This is a genomic window from Thiorhodococcus mannitoliphagus, assembly GCF_010915725.1.
GTDB lineage: Bacteria > Pseudomonadota > Gammaproteobacteria > Chromatiales > Chromatiaceae > Thiorhodococcus > Thiorhodococcus mannitoliphagus.
Genome location: NZ_JAAIJR010000013.1, coordinates 43756 through 60151, shown reverse-complemented (window position 1 = coordinate 60151; position 16396 = coordinate 43756). Strand labels below are relative to the sequence as shown.

10 protein-coding genes and 1 pseudogene are annotated in these 16396 nt (G+C 61.5%); 4 read left to right on the top strand and 7 right to left on the bottom strand.

The window, feature by feature from the left end; all coding sequences use genetic code 11:
- Positions 1-204 precede the first annotated feature (204 nt).
- Entirely contained in the window at positions 205-369 is a 165-nt protein-coding gene (locus G3480_RS05035; RefSeq protein WP_164652581.1) for a hypothetical protein, read from the bottom strand.
- Here G3480_RS05035 and G3480_RS28235 point away from each other — a divergent pair.
- Positions 301-675, top strand: a pseudogene (locus tag G3480_RS28235) (ISNCY family transposase); the annotation flags it as partial. The gene G3480_RS05035 and the pseudogene G3480_RS28235 sit on opposite strands and share 69 nt — an antisense overlap.
- Before the next feature lie 474 nt (positions 676-1149).
- Positions 1150-1683: a hypothetical protein gene (locus G3480_RS28230; RefSeq protein WP_240905592.1), complete on the top strand. Its 534-nt coding sequence runs from the start codon at positions 1150-1152 to the stop codon at positions 1681-1683.
- 1853 nt (positions 1684-3536) lie between these two features.
- On the opposite strand, the gene G3480_RS05025 is transcribed toward G3480_RS28230, so the two are convergent.
- From G3480_RS05025 to G3480_RS29225, 6 genes are all read right to left on the bottom strand, one after another.
- A complete protein-coding gene (locus G3480_RS05025; RefSeq protein WP_164652579.1) occupies positions 3537-5000 on the bottom strand; it encodes a coproporphyrinogen-III oxidase family protein in 1464 nt (487 codons plus the stop codon).
- Between the two features lie 27 nt (positions 5001-5027).
- Positions 5028-6059, bottom strand: a complete 1032-nt coding sequence (locus G3480_RS05020) for a biotin synthase BioB (protein WP_164652578.1) — start codon at positions 6057-6059, stop codon at positions 5028-5030.
- Positions 6060-6074: 15 nt separating this feature from the next.
- Positions 6075-6965 (bottom strand): DMT family transporter, encoded by an 891-nt coding sequence (locus tag G3480_RS05015; protein WP_240905596.1) that lies wholly within the window; start codon positions 6963-6965, stop codon positions 6075-6077.
- Between the two features lie 332 nt (positions 6966-7297).
- Positions 7298-8233 (bottom strand): hypothetical protein, encoded by a 936-nt coding sequence (locus tag G3480_RS05010; RefSeq protein WP_164652576.1) that lies wholly within the window; start codon positions 8231-8233, stop codon positions 7298-7300.
- Between the two features lie 229 nt (positions 8234-8462).
- The gene (locus G3480_RS27805; protein ID WP_206171500.1) at positions 8463-10517 is read right to left on the bottom strand and encodes a class I SAM-dependent methyltransferase; all 2055 of its coding nucleotides are present in this window, start codon (positions 10515-10517) and stop codon (positions 8463-8465) included.
- A 252-nt stretch (positions 10518-10769) separates the two neighbouring features.
- Positions 10770-12038: a DUF3391 domain-containing protein gene (locus G3480_RS29225; RefSeq protein WP_164652575.1), complete on the bottom strand. Its 1269-nt coding sequence runs from the start codon at positions 12036-12038 to the stop codon at positions 10770-10772.
- Positions 12039-12290: 252 nt separating this feature from the next.
- Between G3480_RS29225 and ileS the strand changes: the two genes are divergently transcribed.
- Positions 12291-15122, top strand: a complete 2832-nt coding sequence (gene ileS, locus G3480_RS04995; RefSeq protein ID WP_164652574.1) for an isoleucine--tRNA ligase — start codon at positions 12291-12293, stop codon at positions 15120-15122.
- 228 nt (positions 15123-15350) lie between these two features.
- Positions 15351-15857: a signal peptidase II gene (lspA, locus tag G3480_RS04990; protein ID WP_164652573.1), complete on the top strand. Its 507-nt coding sequence runs from the start codon at positions 15351-15353 to the stop codon at positions 15855-15857.
- Positions 15858-16396: the final 539 nt, after the last annotated feature.

Here is a 16396-nt window from a genome sequence, read left to right as displayed (position 1 = left end):
CGCAAAAAATTAACAAGGGGTCCAGTTTCGGCGTTCGGGCCTCCCGATCCCCTCTAATTTTCAGCCCTCACGATACTTCAAGCAGTTAGCTTTCTGGGAAACTGCCAAAATGGCCAAAGTCGAGCTTACAGGACAATGACTTAAAATATGGCCCCATGGTCGAAGTTTCGGTGTCGAGACTGATCAATAGGGACGCAATTGCACCTAAAGCATTGATTTCTCGAGGTCGAAACGGCCATCACGGGTGGTTTTCGAATGAAAGCCGAATGAACCTTGATGAACTTCGTCATCGCAACCCTCATGCCCGAAATCATCAAGCCCCAATTGCAACTCGGTGAGGTCGACATCGGCGCCATTGAGATCGACCACCGCTCACGCGATAACATCCCACGGCTGCTGCGCGGGCTGCAGTTCATCTACACCGACGCGGCGGTGCGCGCGCGTGTCTTCGCCATCCTCGCCGAAGTGCTGCCCGAGCGCGCCGACGGCTCGGGTCCGGTGAGCGCCGAGACCGGACGTCCCAGGATGGCGCAGTGGCAGATCCTGGTGCTCGGGGTGCTGCGTCTGGGGCTGAATGCCGATTACGACCGCATCGCGGAGCTGGTCAACCAGCACCGCACGGTGCACCAGATGCTCGGTCAAAGCGACTGGGGCGTGCAGACGCTCAAGGACAACCAGCATCGACAACGACAAGGAGGGAATGCGCTCCGCGAGCCAGCGATGCTCCCGAGGCGTGATCTCGAAGACCGAAGGGAGTCGAAAGGCCCGGCGCGAGCCGTAGAGATATCTCAGCTCGATATCGCTTCCCTGCTCCCGGGCGATCGCCTGGGCAATCTTGTGGAACACCATGCCGTCGCGGGCAATGAAGTACAGTCGGGTCAGCCCGAGCGCCTGAGCCCGGGCGAGCACGTCCAAGATGAACCCGTAGAACATGGGGCCAGCCAGAGAGGCACCGACGACGGCCTGCGGCGAGGCATCGGGGTGCAGGATCCGAAACGTCTTGCTCACGCCTGCCACGAGCTGCGAGAAGAGATTGTTCTCTTCGAGATAATGGTGCTCGATCTCTGAGAGCAGCGGTGTCTTGTCGAGGGTTGCTCGAATCCCAAGCGCGCGCGGCGACTTGTAGTCCGCTCTTGGATGATGACCATAGTGGACCAGCTGCTTCGGCCGAAGCCCTTCCGTCTTGAGCACCCGGCGAAACAGTGCGCCACTCAGCTTCGTTTCCTTGAAACGCGAGGACACATAGATCGGACAGTCAGCCAACCGCGCATCGACGCCCCTGAGCAGCCGGCGCAGGTCCTCCTCGCCGAGATAGATGTCGCAGACGAGAATCACGCGCTGACCATCGTCCAACAGCCGATGCACCCGCTGAATGTTGCGCGGCACGCCGATGACAAGGTCGGTCTCAGTCTCCAGCTCAAGCCGCTTGACCTCCTCGATCTGCTCGACGGCAACCTCTGGAAACCGCAGCGCGATTTGCGCGTAGATCTGGTCGAGATCGATCTCGTCGGCGTCCGACAGCTTACGCGCCTGCCGCTCGGCGGAAACCCTGATCTCGAAGAACTCCTCCACCATCTGGAGGGGAAGCCCGGAACGCGCCCGCAGCTCGTGCCGCATGATGCAGAAGACGCCCTGCGCAGTCGCGGTGCGCCGCGTCAGCAGCGTGTCGAAAATATCGAATGAGTAGACCTTTCCTGGAGTCATGCGCCTGCGCTCAACGGGTGCTCTCTTGTCATTATCATGTCTTGTCGGTCCGCGCCCCTCGCGGCGGCGAGCACGACTCCGTCACTAGCAGTCGGTCAATACCGCCGGAAGCAAATGCCGGCGAGCTTCTCGAAAGACAGCGCATCACCGATCTGCCGCGCTATTCTAAACACATCACCGCAGCCTGTGACGGGGTAGAAGGCCCCAGCCTGGGCGCTTGAGCCTGACAGGCTTGGCGCAAACCTCTGGCGTCAAGGGCCACTCAGGTCAGACATTGGATCATGCAAGCGATCGAAGGGGGTAGCATTCTGGTCGGGACTGACCAGCCGGCATCCGGCTGCTTGGCGCCCCGTCTTGAATCAGATGGGCTCGTCGACGCGCGGTTCGGGCATAACGCATGCCTGGACCATTGCAGACCCGCTGATGACGACCCAATAGTCAAGAAGTCGAGAGCCACTAGGCACCGGACAGCACCGCCGCTACAAGGGCTATCAAAGCGGGCTGCGCGATATTGGACGACCGAGGGTTTGGAAATCATGAAGACATTGCTTCCACTGCTAGCCTTCACGCTGTGCGCATCCGCCAGCGCCCACACTTTAGTCGAACACCCCCTTATCGTGGGAAATGAAGCAACCACAGCTGACGGCCGCAAGCTCGCCGTGATGCTGAATCCGAATCAGGCAACTGGGGGCAGCGTGACCGACAGCGGGGACCCCAGGAGGCTGATCGCCCAAGGACCAGGCCCTGGGCCGCGCCCACCGGGAGGGCCTGGTGGGCCGGGGCGTGGGCCTGGCCCAGGCCCCGGAGGCCCTTACGGCGGCCCGGGCTGGGCGTTCGGACCACCGGCCTATGGCCCGGGCCCGAGACCCTACCCTGGCCCTGGCCCTGGCCCGGGCCCGGGACCGGGCCCGGGACCGGGACCGGGACCGGGACCGGGACCGGCAGGCATTATCCCCCAGGTCTTGCCGCTACTCTTCCCGCCACGCGGCCCATAGCGATGGCGCAGGAGTGGGGTTGACCGCACAAAGAACAGCACCTGGGCATCGTCGATCTCCGTGGTCGTCGATGCGGGACAGAGAGCGCCAAGAGCCACGGATACGATTCTAAGAAAGCGTCCATCAACAACTTCCCCCCTTTCGCAAAGGGGGGCTAGGGGGGATTTCGGGCGGCATCGCTCGCATCGGGAAACAATTGATGGACACTTTCTAAGAGGCGCTCAGATGTCGCTCATGGAAGGGCGCCCCGGTCCTCCAATCGGACGATGCGAGGGGTCAGTTGGGATACAGGCCAGCGTCTCGCCACTGTAAGCGCAGCGCCCTTGCATCTCCTCGCGCATGGTCTGCACGAAACAGCTCGAGCCCGAACTCAAAGCGCGACAGGCCTCCACCGCCTCTGGCGGCGGAAGGGGTCCTTGCCCGTCAGCGACCGCACCCCGAGCGCCCAAGGCAGCATTCGCCCCCGGAGCCCCTCGCCCGCCCGGTGGCTCGCGGTCGGGAACGCAAACCCAGTCGCTGCCACGCTCCTGACAGCTGCCGCTAATGGAGTTGCCGTCGTGCTCAAAGTAGCAATAGGCGTCGGCGGCTCGCGAGGCGCAGGCGTCGATCGCCTGGGGAGGCGGCCCGCCGCTAGGACCACCGCGACGTGGCGGGCCCTCCGCGCATCCGGGGGCAGACATGACTCCAGCAATCCACACGACGACTACGACCCGCGGGTCTAGGGATGGGATCTTCATCATTTAGGCTTCCTGTCACTCGATGCTCTGCGCCCGCAAGCAGATTCCCTGATCACAATGCCTTGGGTGTGATCGATAGCTTGGCGCTCGACTAGCCGGATCAGCCGGCAGAACCCCGATACGGATTGAGCGGCCCGCCCTCATACTCGTCTCGATCGAAGGGAATGAACTGCTGCGCATGGAATTGATGGCATACCTCATCGGCGAAGAAGCTCCCCTTCTGCGTCAACCCAGCGAACCCACCCTTGTCCTCAACTAGCCCGTGCTCAAGGAGCTGAGACCAAAGATCCGGGAAGGACTGCTCGAAGGGAATGCCGGTCAGCGCCTCGTACTGGGCCTTGTCGACGTCGCGGTTCTTGAGCGGCAGCACGACGGCCCAGCGACGCTGCTCTTCCGCATTGCGCTTGATGCCACGATTGGCAGGCAGCCGACCCTCGCCGATGCGGCGATAGTAATCCTCGAAGGCCTGAGTGTTAAGCAGGAAACGGTCGTGCAAGCTCGAAAAGGCGGTCAGACCGAAGCCAACCTGATCATAGAGCTGGCAGCACTGATTGTGCGCATAGTGCGAATAATGCTCAGGCTTCTTGGAGAACACCCGACGCAGATTCTCCTTGAAGCCGTAATTGCCCAGGATCTCGATCGCGGCCTGCTTCATTCGGATCGCCTCCTCGAAGGGCGGAAGCTCCTCCGGACGCAGTGCGGCGACCTTGCGAATGGGACCCTGAGCATCGCCATAGGCCTCGATCTTCAGGCGATAGAGCTGGATCTCGTCGACGTCCAGCTGGGCGGCCTCCTCGATCATGCGCGCCCATGCGTCCAGCGTCTGCCCTGGGTAGCCGAAAATGAACTCGATGTTGATCTGGAAGCCGAATTTGCGGCACGCCTCGATGGAGGCTAGGGCGGTCTTGACGTCATGCGGACGATGCATTTTGCGCAAGATCTCGTCATCCAGCGATTGGATGCCAATGGTGACGCGATCAACACCGTGATCGCGCATGATGCGCAGACGCGCCTCGCCGTTCTGATCCGTCAAGGTCCCGGGATCGACGTCGAAATTGAACTGAGTCGCCGCGGAGCAATCGACCCGCTCTTTGAAATCCCGGAACATGCGCTCGAACTGCACCGGCGCCAGCAAGGTCGGCGTGCCGCCGCCCACGAGGATCGAGCGTGCCTTGAACATGGGAATGCCAATCCGCTTGCGGAAGAGATCCATCTCGATGGCCAAGGCATCGAGATAGCGCTCCGTCTCATCGCGGACGCTATCTCCGAACTTACCGAACTGGACCGGGTAGTGACAAAAGAGACAACGCTGCTCGCAGAAGGGCAAGTGCAGATAGACGTCGAACAAAGCGTCTGCCGGCGGGACGAAGTCGCCGAGCAGTTCCTCTTCTTCCCCCTCCGGATACATGGTAATGGGGGGGTAATGAACGGACGGAAAGAAATCGCCCGATTTCGCAATCAATCCCAGCTCGCGCAAGGCGTTGAAGTCCTGCACTCGGTTCTCGACGCTTTCCCTGTGAGTCTGGCCGGTTGAGGTCGTCTTAGTCGCTGTCATTTCGCTCATCATTTTCTCCTCGCTGCTCAGAGGGATCTAGGCCGCAAGACGCAGTCCAGCGCGCTCCACAATGGCACGAAGATGATCGTCGTTCGGCCGGTAGCGCTTTTCATCGTAGATCGGAAATAGGTGTTGAAAGGCCTGAGGCGTCCCATCATGGATCGTGATGCTATTGGCGCCGGCCATGATGCCGAGGTACTGCCCGTCCGGTTTGAGCTTTTCCAGCGAACTCGTGGTCGGCATCAGCGCGGTCGGATTCATGATGCGCAGCAGCGCCATGAAGTTCAGCGTCGTCTCGACGTCCCCGCAAGGCATGCCCTCATACACCGTGTGCTGCCCGGGAATGAAGACAGAGGCGCTGACCATGTGGAGCTGTAGGCCAGACAGGAACTTGAGATCCGCGACCAGATCGTCCTCCGTCTGCCCAGGTAGACCGACAATGATGCCGCTCCCGATCAGGAAACCGAGTTCGGCGAGGTCATCCAGGCAGCGGCGACGCTCGGCCCACAGATCGTTAGGCTTCACAGCCTCATAGAGCGAAGGCCGGGATGCCTCGATCTTCAAGAGATAGCGCTCGACGCCCACGTCCCGCAGTTCGCGATATTGCTCACGGCTGAGATTACCGATGCAGACGATCAGCTCTAGATCCGGCAGCTTGTCCTTGATGAGACCACAGGCGCGAATCACATTAGAAACAAAACGCTGATCCTTGTTCTCGCCGGATTGCAGCAAGAGCACGCGCCGTCGTTTCTCGTGATAGAGGAAAGAGGCGATATCGAGCAAGTCATTCGAAGGGATGACGTACTTTTTCGTACCCTCGCAGCCGATATTGCAGTAGTTGCAGCGCTGCTTGCAGATGTTCGAGATCTCGACCACGCTGCGAATCTCCGCGCTGTGGTCTGGGAATCCCTTCAAACGCGCCTCACGGGCGATCTCAAACAACCTCGCCTGCGCCTCACCGCGCGCATCCAGTGCCGCCTTAACTGACGCGTCGAGAAGGTCGCCCTCGAAAAGTTGCGCGCAAATGGCCTGCAGATCCTGGGGCTGGAGCCCTTCATTCATTTTCATCGATGCGACCTCAGGTTACGCCATGATGCTCTGGCTCGAGATAAAGGCGACACCGAGAACACCGATGAGGCTACCGAGCAGCCGACGCGGCTCCGGTCTTTCCCTGTAGAAGATCGCCATAATCAAGAGCACGAACAACGGCTCTGTCGACAAGAGCGTATTGGCGATGGCCAAGGGCGTCAGCTTCATCGCCAAGAGAGAGAGGAAAAAGCCGCCGATGGTCACAAAAGTTGCGATCGCGCAAAATTTCAGCGCCATCCGCCAGTCAGACAGTAGCGGAGTCAGCCAATTCCCCTGACCAAGATAGAAGACAGGCGCGAGGACAAAAAGTGACACGACCCCGCCGGAAATACGCAGGAAGGTCGCCGTCAATGCGTCGACATCATCCAGCACGCCTTTAGCCATGGTTACCGAAACCGCCATCGACAAAACCGACACCAAGCCGAATAGGATGCCGCGGCGCGTTGCCTGAGTATCGCCCTCTTCACCCGGCCCCAGGAGCACGACGGCCACACCGAGAATGACGAGCGCCACACCGAGCCACTCAGCTAGCGCCAGGGACTCGCCGAGAAAGGCAACCGCCATGCCGATGGTCGCCACCTGACCCAGCAGCATCAACTGGACGACAGAGTGCGACGATAGCTCACGGAGCGCCTTGAAGAAGAGGGTATCCGCGACCCCAATGCCGATCACACCACTCAGAAACAAGACCCAGAACACAGCCCAGCTGATGGACTCATGGCCGATCATCAGGATCGCCGACCCGAGCAGCATCAAACCAAAGACGCCCTTCGCGAAGGCCAGCCCCATCGCGGGCAGGCGCTCGGCGAATGGCTTGAGCATCAGGGCCCCGACAGCCCAGGTCGCGGCAGACCCAAGCGCCGCGAGAATCCCGATTAACTCCATGCCCACGGCAACCTCACCTTCGCCGCAGGCCGGACCAGATCGTCCGTCTTGCGCTCCTGCCTCGTGCCTCAACCACCCACATCCAACTCCACTCCTATCACTATACGGCAGTGACTTTGCGCCATTTCAGCGCAGTTTTTATCGTTTCTACCGAACCCAGTGTTCGGCGCGGAAACTCATGCCAAGAACGAGACAAAGCCGCCAGAACGAAGATCCCACCCCAGCTGCTGCCGGCAAAGCGCGCTTTCATCCCGAAGGCGCCCGCTCAGTCACCTCAGGAGCACAGACAACTCGACCGCGGCATCCGCCCGGATGCGCATAAGATGGAGTAGCTACTGCGCAATCTTGTCACGCAGTTCGGTGACAATGTCCTGCGCTGACTTCGCACTTGGCTCACCCATCTGATTGGGCTCGAGGATGATGCTATCGCCTTGTAGGCTCAGCGCGTCGAGCACTGCGGTGGCCTCGTCATAGCGCCCCTCTTGAACGTACTGTCGCGCCAAGTAGGTTTGCAGCGTCGGAATCGCATTGACCCCTTGCTCGGTCACGACTTCCGAGTAGGACGACGCCTCGACCAAGGATTGGTAATAGGCCTCCGCCCCCTGCGTGTCGCGATTGATGGCGGCGTCGAGCGCCTGCTCAGCGACCGCAACACTGGTCGAATAGGCCTCCGGATAGTCCGTCAGGAGGCTGTTCAAGGCCGCCTCACGCGCAGCCTTCTGCTCGGGCGTGCTATTCCCCCGCGAGGGGCGTGCTTGCCGATAGAGATCTGCGATCGTCTCGTAGCTCGCTTCGCCGTAGGCATCCATGTCACGCTGGCGCATCTGCTGCGAGCGCTCCAGCAACGTCTTGCGCCGTTCCTCGAAACGGGCGCGCGTTGCGTAATCTTCGCCAATCTGTGCCAGCAAGGGCCTATCGCTGCCTGGCGGCGGCCGCAGATGTGGGGCAGCCGCGTCCAGTCCGGCCGAGCGAATCAAACGCTCGAACTGGGAAAGCTGCTTTTCCAGCATCGCGATGCGCCGAGCCTGCTCGTCTAGGGTGTCGAGAAGAGGCTGATCAGGCTCGGACTCAGCCGGATCGACCTCCGCCGCCTCAAGGTCGGTCACCGATTTTACGGCCAACGGCTCGACGGCGGGATTCGCCACGCGTGCCCCGCCGCTCAGCGAGGCGATGAACCCGTTCAGCGGAGGAAACTGGACCGCGATTGCGGTCACGGAGAACACCAAAGCGGCGGAGCTTAGGATTGTCGATGATTGGGGCGTCTTCATGTGTGCATCTCTTGAAGGTTGGAGGAAGCGCCTCGAAGCCGTCGGTGAGCCTCGGCTGCGTTTACGGCCGCGATTGCTCGAAACGCGGCCATCTGGCATTGCGGCCCTAAATGAGACCAGCGGAGTCGCGGCGAGCTCCAGGCATCCGACGAAGTACCTGGAACTCAGACCGCGCCCGCCGTAGCCATGCCTCCTTGCGGATTCGTCGGGCAGCCTTGACCGCCGGCGCCTAGTCCGCGCTCGCACCTCGCGAGAAGACCATCAGGTAGCGCTGCGGAATGATCTGGTCCGCGCGCTCGTAGGTGAAGCCGTAGGCCTCCAGCTGCGAGCGAATCAGCTCCCGGCGAATGTAGGGACCGTGGTAAGGCAGCTTCCCCTGATCGACAGGGCCATTATCGACGACGATGAACTGACCACCCGGTTTCAGCGCCCTCGCGATACTCTTGACCATACCGTCACGCTCACTCTGTGAGGACACCGCATAAATGATGTGGTAAAGCGAGCACATGAAGACCACATCCGCCGAGCCCGGCGCAGGGATCTCGAAGCCGTCCGTCTCCGAAACAGAGGCACGGATGTTCTCGAGCCCCCACTTCTTCGCCAGCTCGCTCAGATAGTCGATGTGCATCTGTTTGGTGTCCATGGAGTACACCAATCCCTCGGGGCCGACGCGCTCGGCGAACTTGAAGCTGAAATAGCCAGGCCCGCTGCCCAGGTCGACGATGGTGTCTCCGCGCTTCAATGGCAGCAGTTCCATGATCCGCGACGATTTTTCCCAGGACTCACGGCGCGGGTTATTGAAGAGGATGAAGTCTTCCAGGGCTTGGCGTCTGACGATCCCGATCTCGCGGGTCTTTTCGTCCGTCGCCTCCTCAACCGTCAGCCCGGGTGCATCGAGCTTGTACTTGCGCGACACGTAGTTCTTGAGCAACTTGTAGTCATCGGCGGCGAGATAGGCGAGAAACTCCGCCGCCAGCGGGTCTTTGGTCAGCTCGCGCCGCGCCTCCTCGGACCCGGCGATGTACTCCGCGACCCACTGCAGGGCCGTGTACTCTCCGCCGAAGTTCTCCGTCGGAATGGTGTTCTCATAGAGATCCGCCGCCGCCCGAGCCGCCTCCGCATCGGAGTCGGTCAGCGCCTTGAGGAGGAGTTTCCCGGCGGCGATGCCAGAGGGCGTAATGTCGAAGGAGTCAAGACTGCCGATATGGACGACCGAATCGCTGCCGCTGACAGCGATGCTGTCTTGACCCTCTGACACCGCATAGACGGGTGGCTTGGGCGCCTCGGGCGCGGCCTTGCGCAGCACCAGCAAGTAGCGATAGGCGGAAAGATCCTTGCTCTCGACCAGTTCGAAGCCGTAGTGGTAGAGCTGCGCGACTGCGAAGTCCTTGCTGAGAAAGGAGTTGTGCAGGGACACCCCGGCGTTGTCTCGATTGTCGAGGATCACGAGATAGCCGCCTGGCCTCAGCGATTTGTCCAGCGTCGCCATGAAGGCGTTGCGCTGCGTGGGCTGACTCCAGGCGTAGAGCACGTGATAGAGGGACGAGATGAAGACGAGATCCGTCGGCTCGCGGACCTTGACGTCATCCTCGGTCGAGACAGTCGGCCGAATACCGCGAATGCCGTACTGATCAACGATCCGCTGCAAGGCCTCGACATAGGTCTCCTGCGTATCGACGGCGAAGACGGTCGCGTCATCCCCCAGGGCCTCGGCGAAGCGCTGCGAGAAGTAGCCGAACCCGGCGCCAACATCGATCACCGACTTCACCGGCGGCTCGAGCGCCTTGACGGTCGCCACGACCTGCTCGGTCGCGTCCCATTGCGAGCGCATCGGGTTATTGAACATCAGCATGTCTTCCAGGAAGGTCCGCCGATCCATGTGAACCGACGGATCTCCGACATCGAGATCACCAACTGCATACTTGCGCTGGAGGTACTCCTTGAAATTCGCCGCATCGTCGCCGAGAAAATAGTCGAAATACACTCGATCCATGACGCGCTCTGGCCGCGCTTGGTCGGCACCCTTGGACTCGGCCGCCAGCCAGGACTGCGCGAGCCAACGCATCGCCGAGTAGCTTCCCCCAATATTCTCCGTCCCCATGACTTGGTCGAGTCGGTCGACGGCCTCCGACACGCGCGCGACGCGCTTCTGCTCCAAGCCCTCGAGCAGCATCCCGGCGATCTCGCGCCCGCTCTCCGTCACTGGATCCGGAACCGCACCGAGACGAACGATGGAATGCTTGCCAGGCAGAGGCACCTTGAGCACCTGGTCAGCCAGAGCCATCAAGGGCGCGGTCGATAGCGCGTACAGGATCAAGGACGCGAGGAAAGGATGTCTCATAGGCGATAACCCGGGATGGGGCTCCTCAATCTGGTGATCTGCATGACTAGGGTCTTGATTGACGGGGAACAACGGCTCACGTTTAACAGCGCCGATAGAGCCTATCCCAAAGAGGCCAGCCCAGGCCACTCCCGTCTCGCCACCAGCCGACGAGCGTACCATCCCAGCGCCCAGGAGTCCCGGCACCCGGAAGCCCTAACGCCGAGGCGACGCCTTCGGGGATTGGAAGTAGTAGGTCAGCTTGTCCGAGAGGTTGAGGTACTCGATCTGCTCGGCCGTTAGATCGGAGCGGCGCAAGCTCTCGCTGATCGCGACGCCTTCCTCGGCGAGATCCAGGACCAGCGCCTCCGTCGAAGGGATCTCGGGCGCATAGACCAAAACGTTCGGCTTGAGCAGATCGTCGGCGTTGATGGAGACCACGACGGCGACGCGCTCATCCTTCAATCTGACGATGGTTCCCGGCGGATAAACCCCCAGGTTGGTGATGAAGGTCGTCATGACCTTGGGATCATATTGCTCGCGTTCCTTGGAGTACATCTGCGAGATGGCTTGATGCGGCGAGAGTGGATGGTCGACGGTAAAGCCGTTACAAAGGTTGTCGTAGCGGTTCACAACGGTCACGATGCGCGTCAAGGTGCCGATGTCCTTGGCGCCCAAGCCCTCTGGATAGCCGCTCCCGTCAAGGTGCTCGTGATGACGTGCGATGATCTCGACGACAGCGGCGGGCAATGTCTTGATCTGGCGTGCCAGATCGGCACCGTAGCGCGGGTGCTGCGCGAGAAACTGCCGCTCCGGTTGCGTCAGCACTCCCTTCTTCAGCAGGATCTGGCTCGGGATCTTGAGGTGTCCGAGATCGTGAAACAGGGCGCCGAGCCCGAGCAAACGCAGCTCGGGCTTGTCGAGTTCCAGCTTCTGGCCGACCACCATCGCCAGCGCGACGACGTTGATCGCATGGTTGTAACTGCCCTCATCTTGATTCTTCAAGTTGACCAGCTGTACCGTGGTTTCGGAATCCTCGGTCAGCTCATCCACGATCTGCGTCACCAATTCGGTCGCTTCCTCGGTCGCCTGGATCGGGGACGCGCGCAGATGCGACATGAGCTTGCGCGCCGCGCCCACGGTCTGGGCATAGCGTTTAGCGCAAAGATTGAGCCGACCGCGGCGCTCCTTGAGCCGGCGGATCCGCGCCGTCTTTTCCTCCCATAGCGCCGCCGTGAGGTCTTCTTTCACCTCAGCGGCCGGCTCAGGAGTAGACTCTTCCTCGGGCTCTTCCAGCGGCAGCCGATCGCTGCGCTCGGGGTCGATCCGGATCTCGCTGAGCCCCAACCCCTTGAGCGCCGCGAGCTGCTTGCGCGAGCGAATCTTGAAACTACTGCTCAGGAAGGGATGATCCATCCACGGCAGGTCGAGCTGCACGAACATGCCGACGCGCAGCTGGTGGATGTCGACGATTTTATCGCTCACACAGATAACCGGCGCACTGAATCAAACTCCCCTGGGCAAGGCTCCAACCCGCAACCGCAGCGGTTAGAATAGGCGATCCCGATGCGGGCCTCCAGCCTTGCCAACACGCCTGCGGGTTGCGCCGCGCGCCAATCGCGCAGTCCGTGAATCGGCCCGGGATCGCCCTGCCCGCTTGATTCTACGGCGCGCGACTTGTAGCTTGCAGCTTGACCCCGCCCCTCGGACCTTCGACGCATTCGAGATCGAATTGAAGTGACTGACTATAAAAGTACCCTGAATCTCCCAAAGACCGCCTTCGCAATGAAGGCCAATCTCGCCCAGCGTGAGCCGGAAATGCTCAAACGCTGGGAGTCGCTGGACGTTTATACCCGAATTCGGGAGGCACGCACGGGTGCGGAGACCTTCATCCTGCACGACGGCCCTCCCTATGCCAATGGTGAGATCCATATCGGTCACGCGGTCAACAAGGTTCTCAAGGACATCATCGTCAAGGCACGCACGCTCGATGGCCTGGATGCACCCTATGTGCCTGGTTGGGACTGCCACGGGCTGCCCATCGAACTGCAGGTCGAGAAGAAGAAGGGAAAGCCTGGCAAGAAGATCAGCGCCGCGGACTTCAGAGTTGCCTGCCGCGACTATGCCGGCAAGCAAGTGGACAAGCAGCGGCAGGACTTCAAGCGGCTGGGTGTTCTGGGCGATTGGGAGCGCCCCTACCTCACCATGGACTTTGCCTTCGAGGCCGAGATCATTCGCTCCTTGGGACGCATCGTCGCCAACGGTCACTTGCAAAAAGGCGAGAAGCCCGTGCATTGGTGTATCGACTGCGGCTCGGCGCTCGCCGAGGCGGAGGTCGAGTACGCGAACAAGGAGTCCATCGCCATCGACGTGCGCTTTCCGCTCGTCGATTCGGACGCCTTGAAGGACCGCTGCCACGGCACCCCATCCGGCTGCGGCGAAGGTCCCGCGTCGGTCGTCATCTGGACCACGACCCCCTGGACCCTGCCCGCAAACCAGGCGGTGGCACTCAATGCCGAACTCGAGTACGTGGTCGTCGAGGCTCAGACCGACCGGGGCCAGGAGCGCCTCATCGTCGCCGAGGGCCTGCTCAAGGACACCATGGACCGCTGGGGCATCGAGCACTACCGCGTGGTCGGCTATGCCCGTGGCATCGACTTCGAGGGGCTGCAGCTGCGCCACCCCTTCTACGCGCGCGAGGTCCCCGTCATCGTCGGCGAGCACGTCACGCTAGACGCTGGCACGGGAGCCGTCCACACGGCGCCGGGCCACGGCCTGGAGGACTACCTGGTCGGTCAGCGCTACAAGCTCGCGGTCGACAATCCCGTCGGAGGTGACGGCCGCTTCCTGCCGGATACCCCGCTGTTCGCCGGCGAGAACGTCTTTCAAGCCAACGAGCACGTGGTCGAAACCCTCAAGGAGCATGGCGCCCTCCTCCTAGAGACGCGCTTCACGCACAGTTATCCACATTGCTGGCGCCATAAGACACCCATCATCTTCCGCGCCACCCCACAGTGGTTCATCAGCATGGACAAGCAGGGGTTGCGCGCGACGGCACTCGAGGAGATCCAGAAGGTCCACTGGATGCCGGATTGGGGCCAGAGTCGGATCGACGGCATGGTCCGCGGCCGACCCGACTGGTGCATCTCGCGCCAGCGCACCTGGGGCGTACCCATCACCCTGCTGGTGCACAAGGAGACCGCCGATCCGCATCCACGCACGTGCGAGCTGTTCGAGGCCGTCGCCAAGCGCGTCGAGGAGCAGGGAATCGAGGCCTGGTTCGCGCTCCAGCCGGCCGACCTGCTCGGCGAAGAGGAAGGCAGTCGCTACGAGAAGGTGCACGACACGCTCGACGTCTGGTTCGACTCGGGCGTCACCCACGCCTGCGTGCTCGAACACCGTGACGGACTGCGCAGCCCAGCGGACCTCTACCTAGAGGGCTCGGATCAACATCGCGGCTGGTTTCAATCATCGCTCATGACCTCGGTGGCCATACACGGGCGGGCACCCTACAAGCAAGTGCTGACGCACGGCTTCACGGTCGACGCCAAGGGCGAGAAGATGTCGAAATCCAAGGGCAATGTCGTCCGACCCCAGGACGTCATGAAGACCCTCGGCGCCGACATCATTCGGCTTTGGGTCGCCGCCACCGACTATCGCGGCGAAATGAGCGTCAGCGACGAGATCCTCAAGCGGACGGCTGACGCCTACAGGCGGATCCGCAATACCGCACGCTTTCTGCTCTCCAACCTCAATGGCTTCGATCCGTCCACCAACCTGGTCGCGCCCGAGGACATGGTCGAGTTGGACCGCTGGGCCGTGGACCGCGCCGATCGGCTGCAGCAAGAGATCATCAAGGCTTACCAGGACTATCAGTTCCACCTGATCTATCAGAAGGTCCAGCAGTTCTGTGTCGTCGACATGGGCGGCTTCTATCTCGACGTCATCAAGGACCGTCAATACACCACCCCAGCCGACAGCCTGGCAAGACGCTCCTGTCAGACGGCCATGTACCACGTGATCGAGGCCATGAGCCGCTGGCTCGCCCCCATCCTGAGCTTCACCGCCGATGAGATCTGGAGAGAGATTCCCGGTGAGCGCGGCGAGATCATCTTCACCGAGACCTGGTACCAAGGGCTCTCCACCCTGGACCAAGGCGACCCCATGGGCCGCACCTCCTGGGATGAGGTGATCGCCACACGGATCGCGATCGGCCCCGCGCTCGAGGCCGCGCGCAAGGCCGGTCAGATTGGCTCCTCACTCGATGCCGAGATTGCGCTCTACTGCTCCGATGCCCTGCTGGAGGTGCTTGAGCGACTTGGCGAGGAGCTGCGCTTCGCCCTCATCGTCTCGGCCGTGAGCCTGCATCCGCTCGCCGAGCGCCCGGACGACGCCGTCGCGACCGAGAAAGAGGGCCTCGCTGTTCGCGTCACCGCGTCGGCACACGGCAAATGCGTCCGCTGTTGGCATCATCGTCCGGACGTCGGCAGCCATGCGGATCACCCCGAACTCTGTGGGCGCTGTGTCGAGAACGTCACCGGAGGGGGTGAGATGAGACGTTACGCCTAAGGCAATGTCACGGCAGGCTTGATCCCGCTCAGCACGCGCTCCGATCAGCCTGCCTTGACCCCTTTCTAGAAAAAGGGTTCATCAATTGTTTCCCGATGCGAGCGATGCCGCCCCTAGGCCACCCTATGCGACAGGGGGGAAGTTGTTGATGGACACCTTCTAAACCGAGCACATCCGACTTTGGTCGCCGCCGCGGCCTCACCGAATCCGATACCACCGAGACCTGACTTGAAACACTGGCTTTGGCTTTCCTTGGCGATCCTTGCGCTGGATCAAGCGACCAAATGGCTCGCGCTAGCCGCGCTGACCCCGTTCGAGGTCGTCCCCGTCATCCCGAACCTGAACATCACGCTCATGTTCAACACAGGCGCGGCCTTCAGCTTTCTGGCCAGTGCTGGAGGCTGGCAGCGCTGGCTTTTCGCCGCGCTCGCCATTGTCGTGACGCTGGTGCTCATCGGCTGGCTGCTACGACTCAAACAGGGCGATAGGTTGCAGGCACTGGGTCTGGCGCTCCTTATCGGCGGGGCCGTCGGCAACCTTATCGACCGCGTACTCCTCGGCCACGTCGTTGATTTCATCCAGGTCTATCTGCCCTTCATTCCATTGGACATTTTCAATCCATGGCCCGCCTTCAACATCGCCGATAGCGCCATCACGCTTGGCATGGTCCTGCTCATCCTGACCATGCTCCGCGCCGATGAGGAGCCGCGACCGCAGGATGCTGACGCGCCCTAGAATCCTTGAGGGCGCAAAATGCTTGCAGATGAGTCAAATTTCGATGAAGCGTCCGACCACCCAAGGCCGTCGGGATCGGGATCGGGATCGGGATCGGGATCGGGATCGAACCGACGATAGCGACCCCGATTCCGATAGCGATCCCGTTGGCATGACGCGTCGGTCTGAGGCGAAGCCTCGCTAGGTTCAGAAAGCGTCCATCAACGACTTCCCCCCTTTTGCAAAGGGGGAGAGGGGGGGATTTCGGACGACCCTGAGATCCAGGACCTTGCAGGAGTCAGGACCAGGACAGGCAAGCTGTCCGTGTTTAGGTATTATGTAGGCATTTCGTCGATCCGAGTGAGCGCTGAGCTGATCCCAGCCTAGCCTTAGGCCGTTGCCGGAGAAGCTCATAGCAGATGGCGCCGGATCGAGGTTCACCTTCAAGGAGCACCGACAGGGGCATCGCCAAGCACTGCGACTGCCGGCGCGACAGGGAAGCGGGCCTCGAGACAGCTCAGGTGGTCTGAACCTTGACAGAAGTCGCCTTTGGATCCTGC

Excerpts from the sequence above, each read along its gene's own strand:
- G3480_RS27805 (WP_206171500.1), bottom strand. The coding sequence starts at position 10,517 with ATGGCTCTGGCTGACCAGGTGCTCAAGGTGCCTCTGCCTGGCAAGCAT.
- G3480_RS05015 (WP_240905596.1), bottom strand. The coding sequence starts at position 6,965 with ATGGAGTTAATCGGGATTCTCGCGGCGCTTGGGTCTGCCGCGACCTGG.
- G3480_RS05020 (WP_164652578.1), bottom strand. The coding sequence starts at position 6,059 with ATGAAAATGAATGAAGGGCTCCAGCCCCAGGATCTGCAGGCCATTTGC.
- G3480_RS05025 (WP_164652579.1), bottom strand. The coding sequence starts at position 5,000 with ATGAGCGAAATGACAGCGACTAAGACGACCTCAACCGGCCAGACTCAC.
- G3480_RS05010 (WP_164652576.1), bottom strand. The coding sequence starts at position 8,233 with ATGAAGACGCCCCAATCATCGACAATCCTAAGCTCCGCCGCTTTGGTG.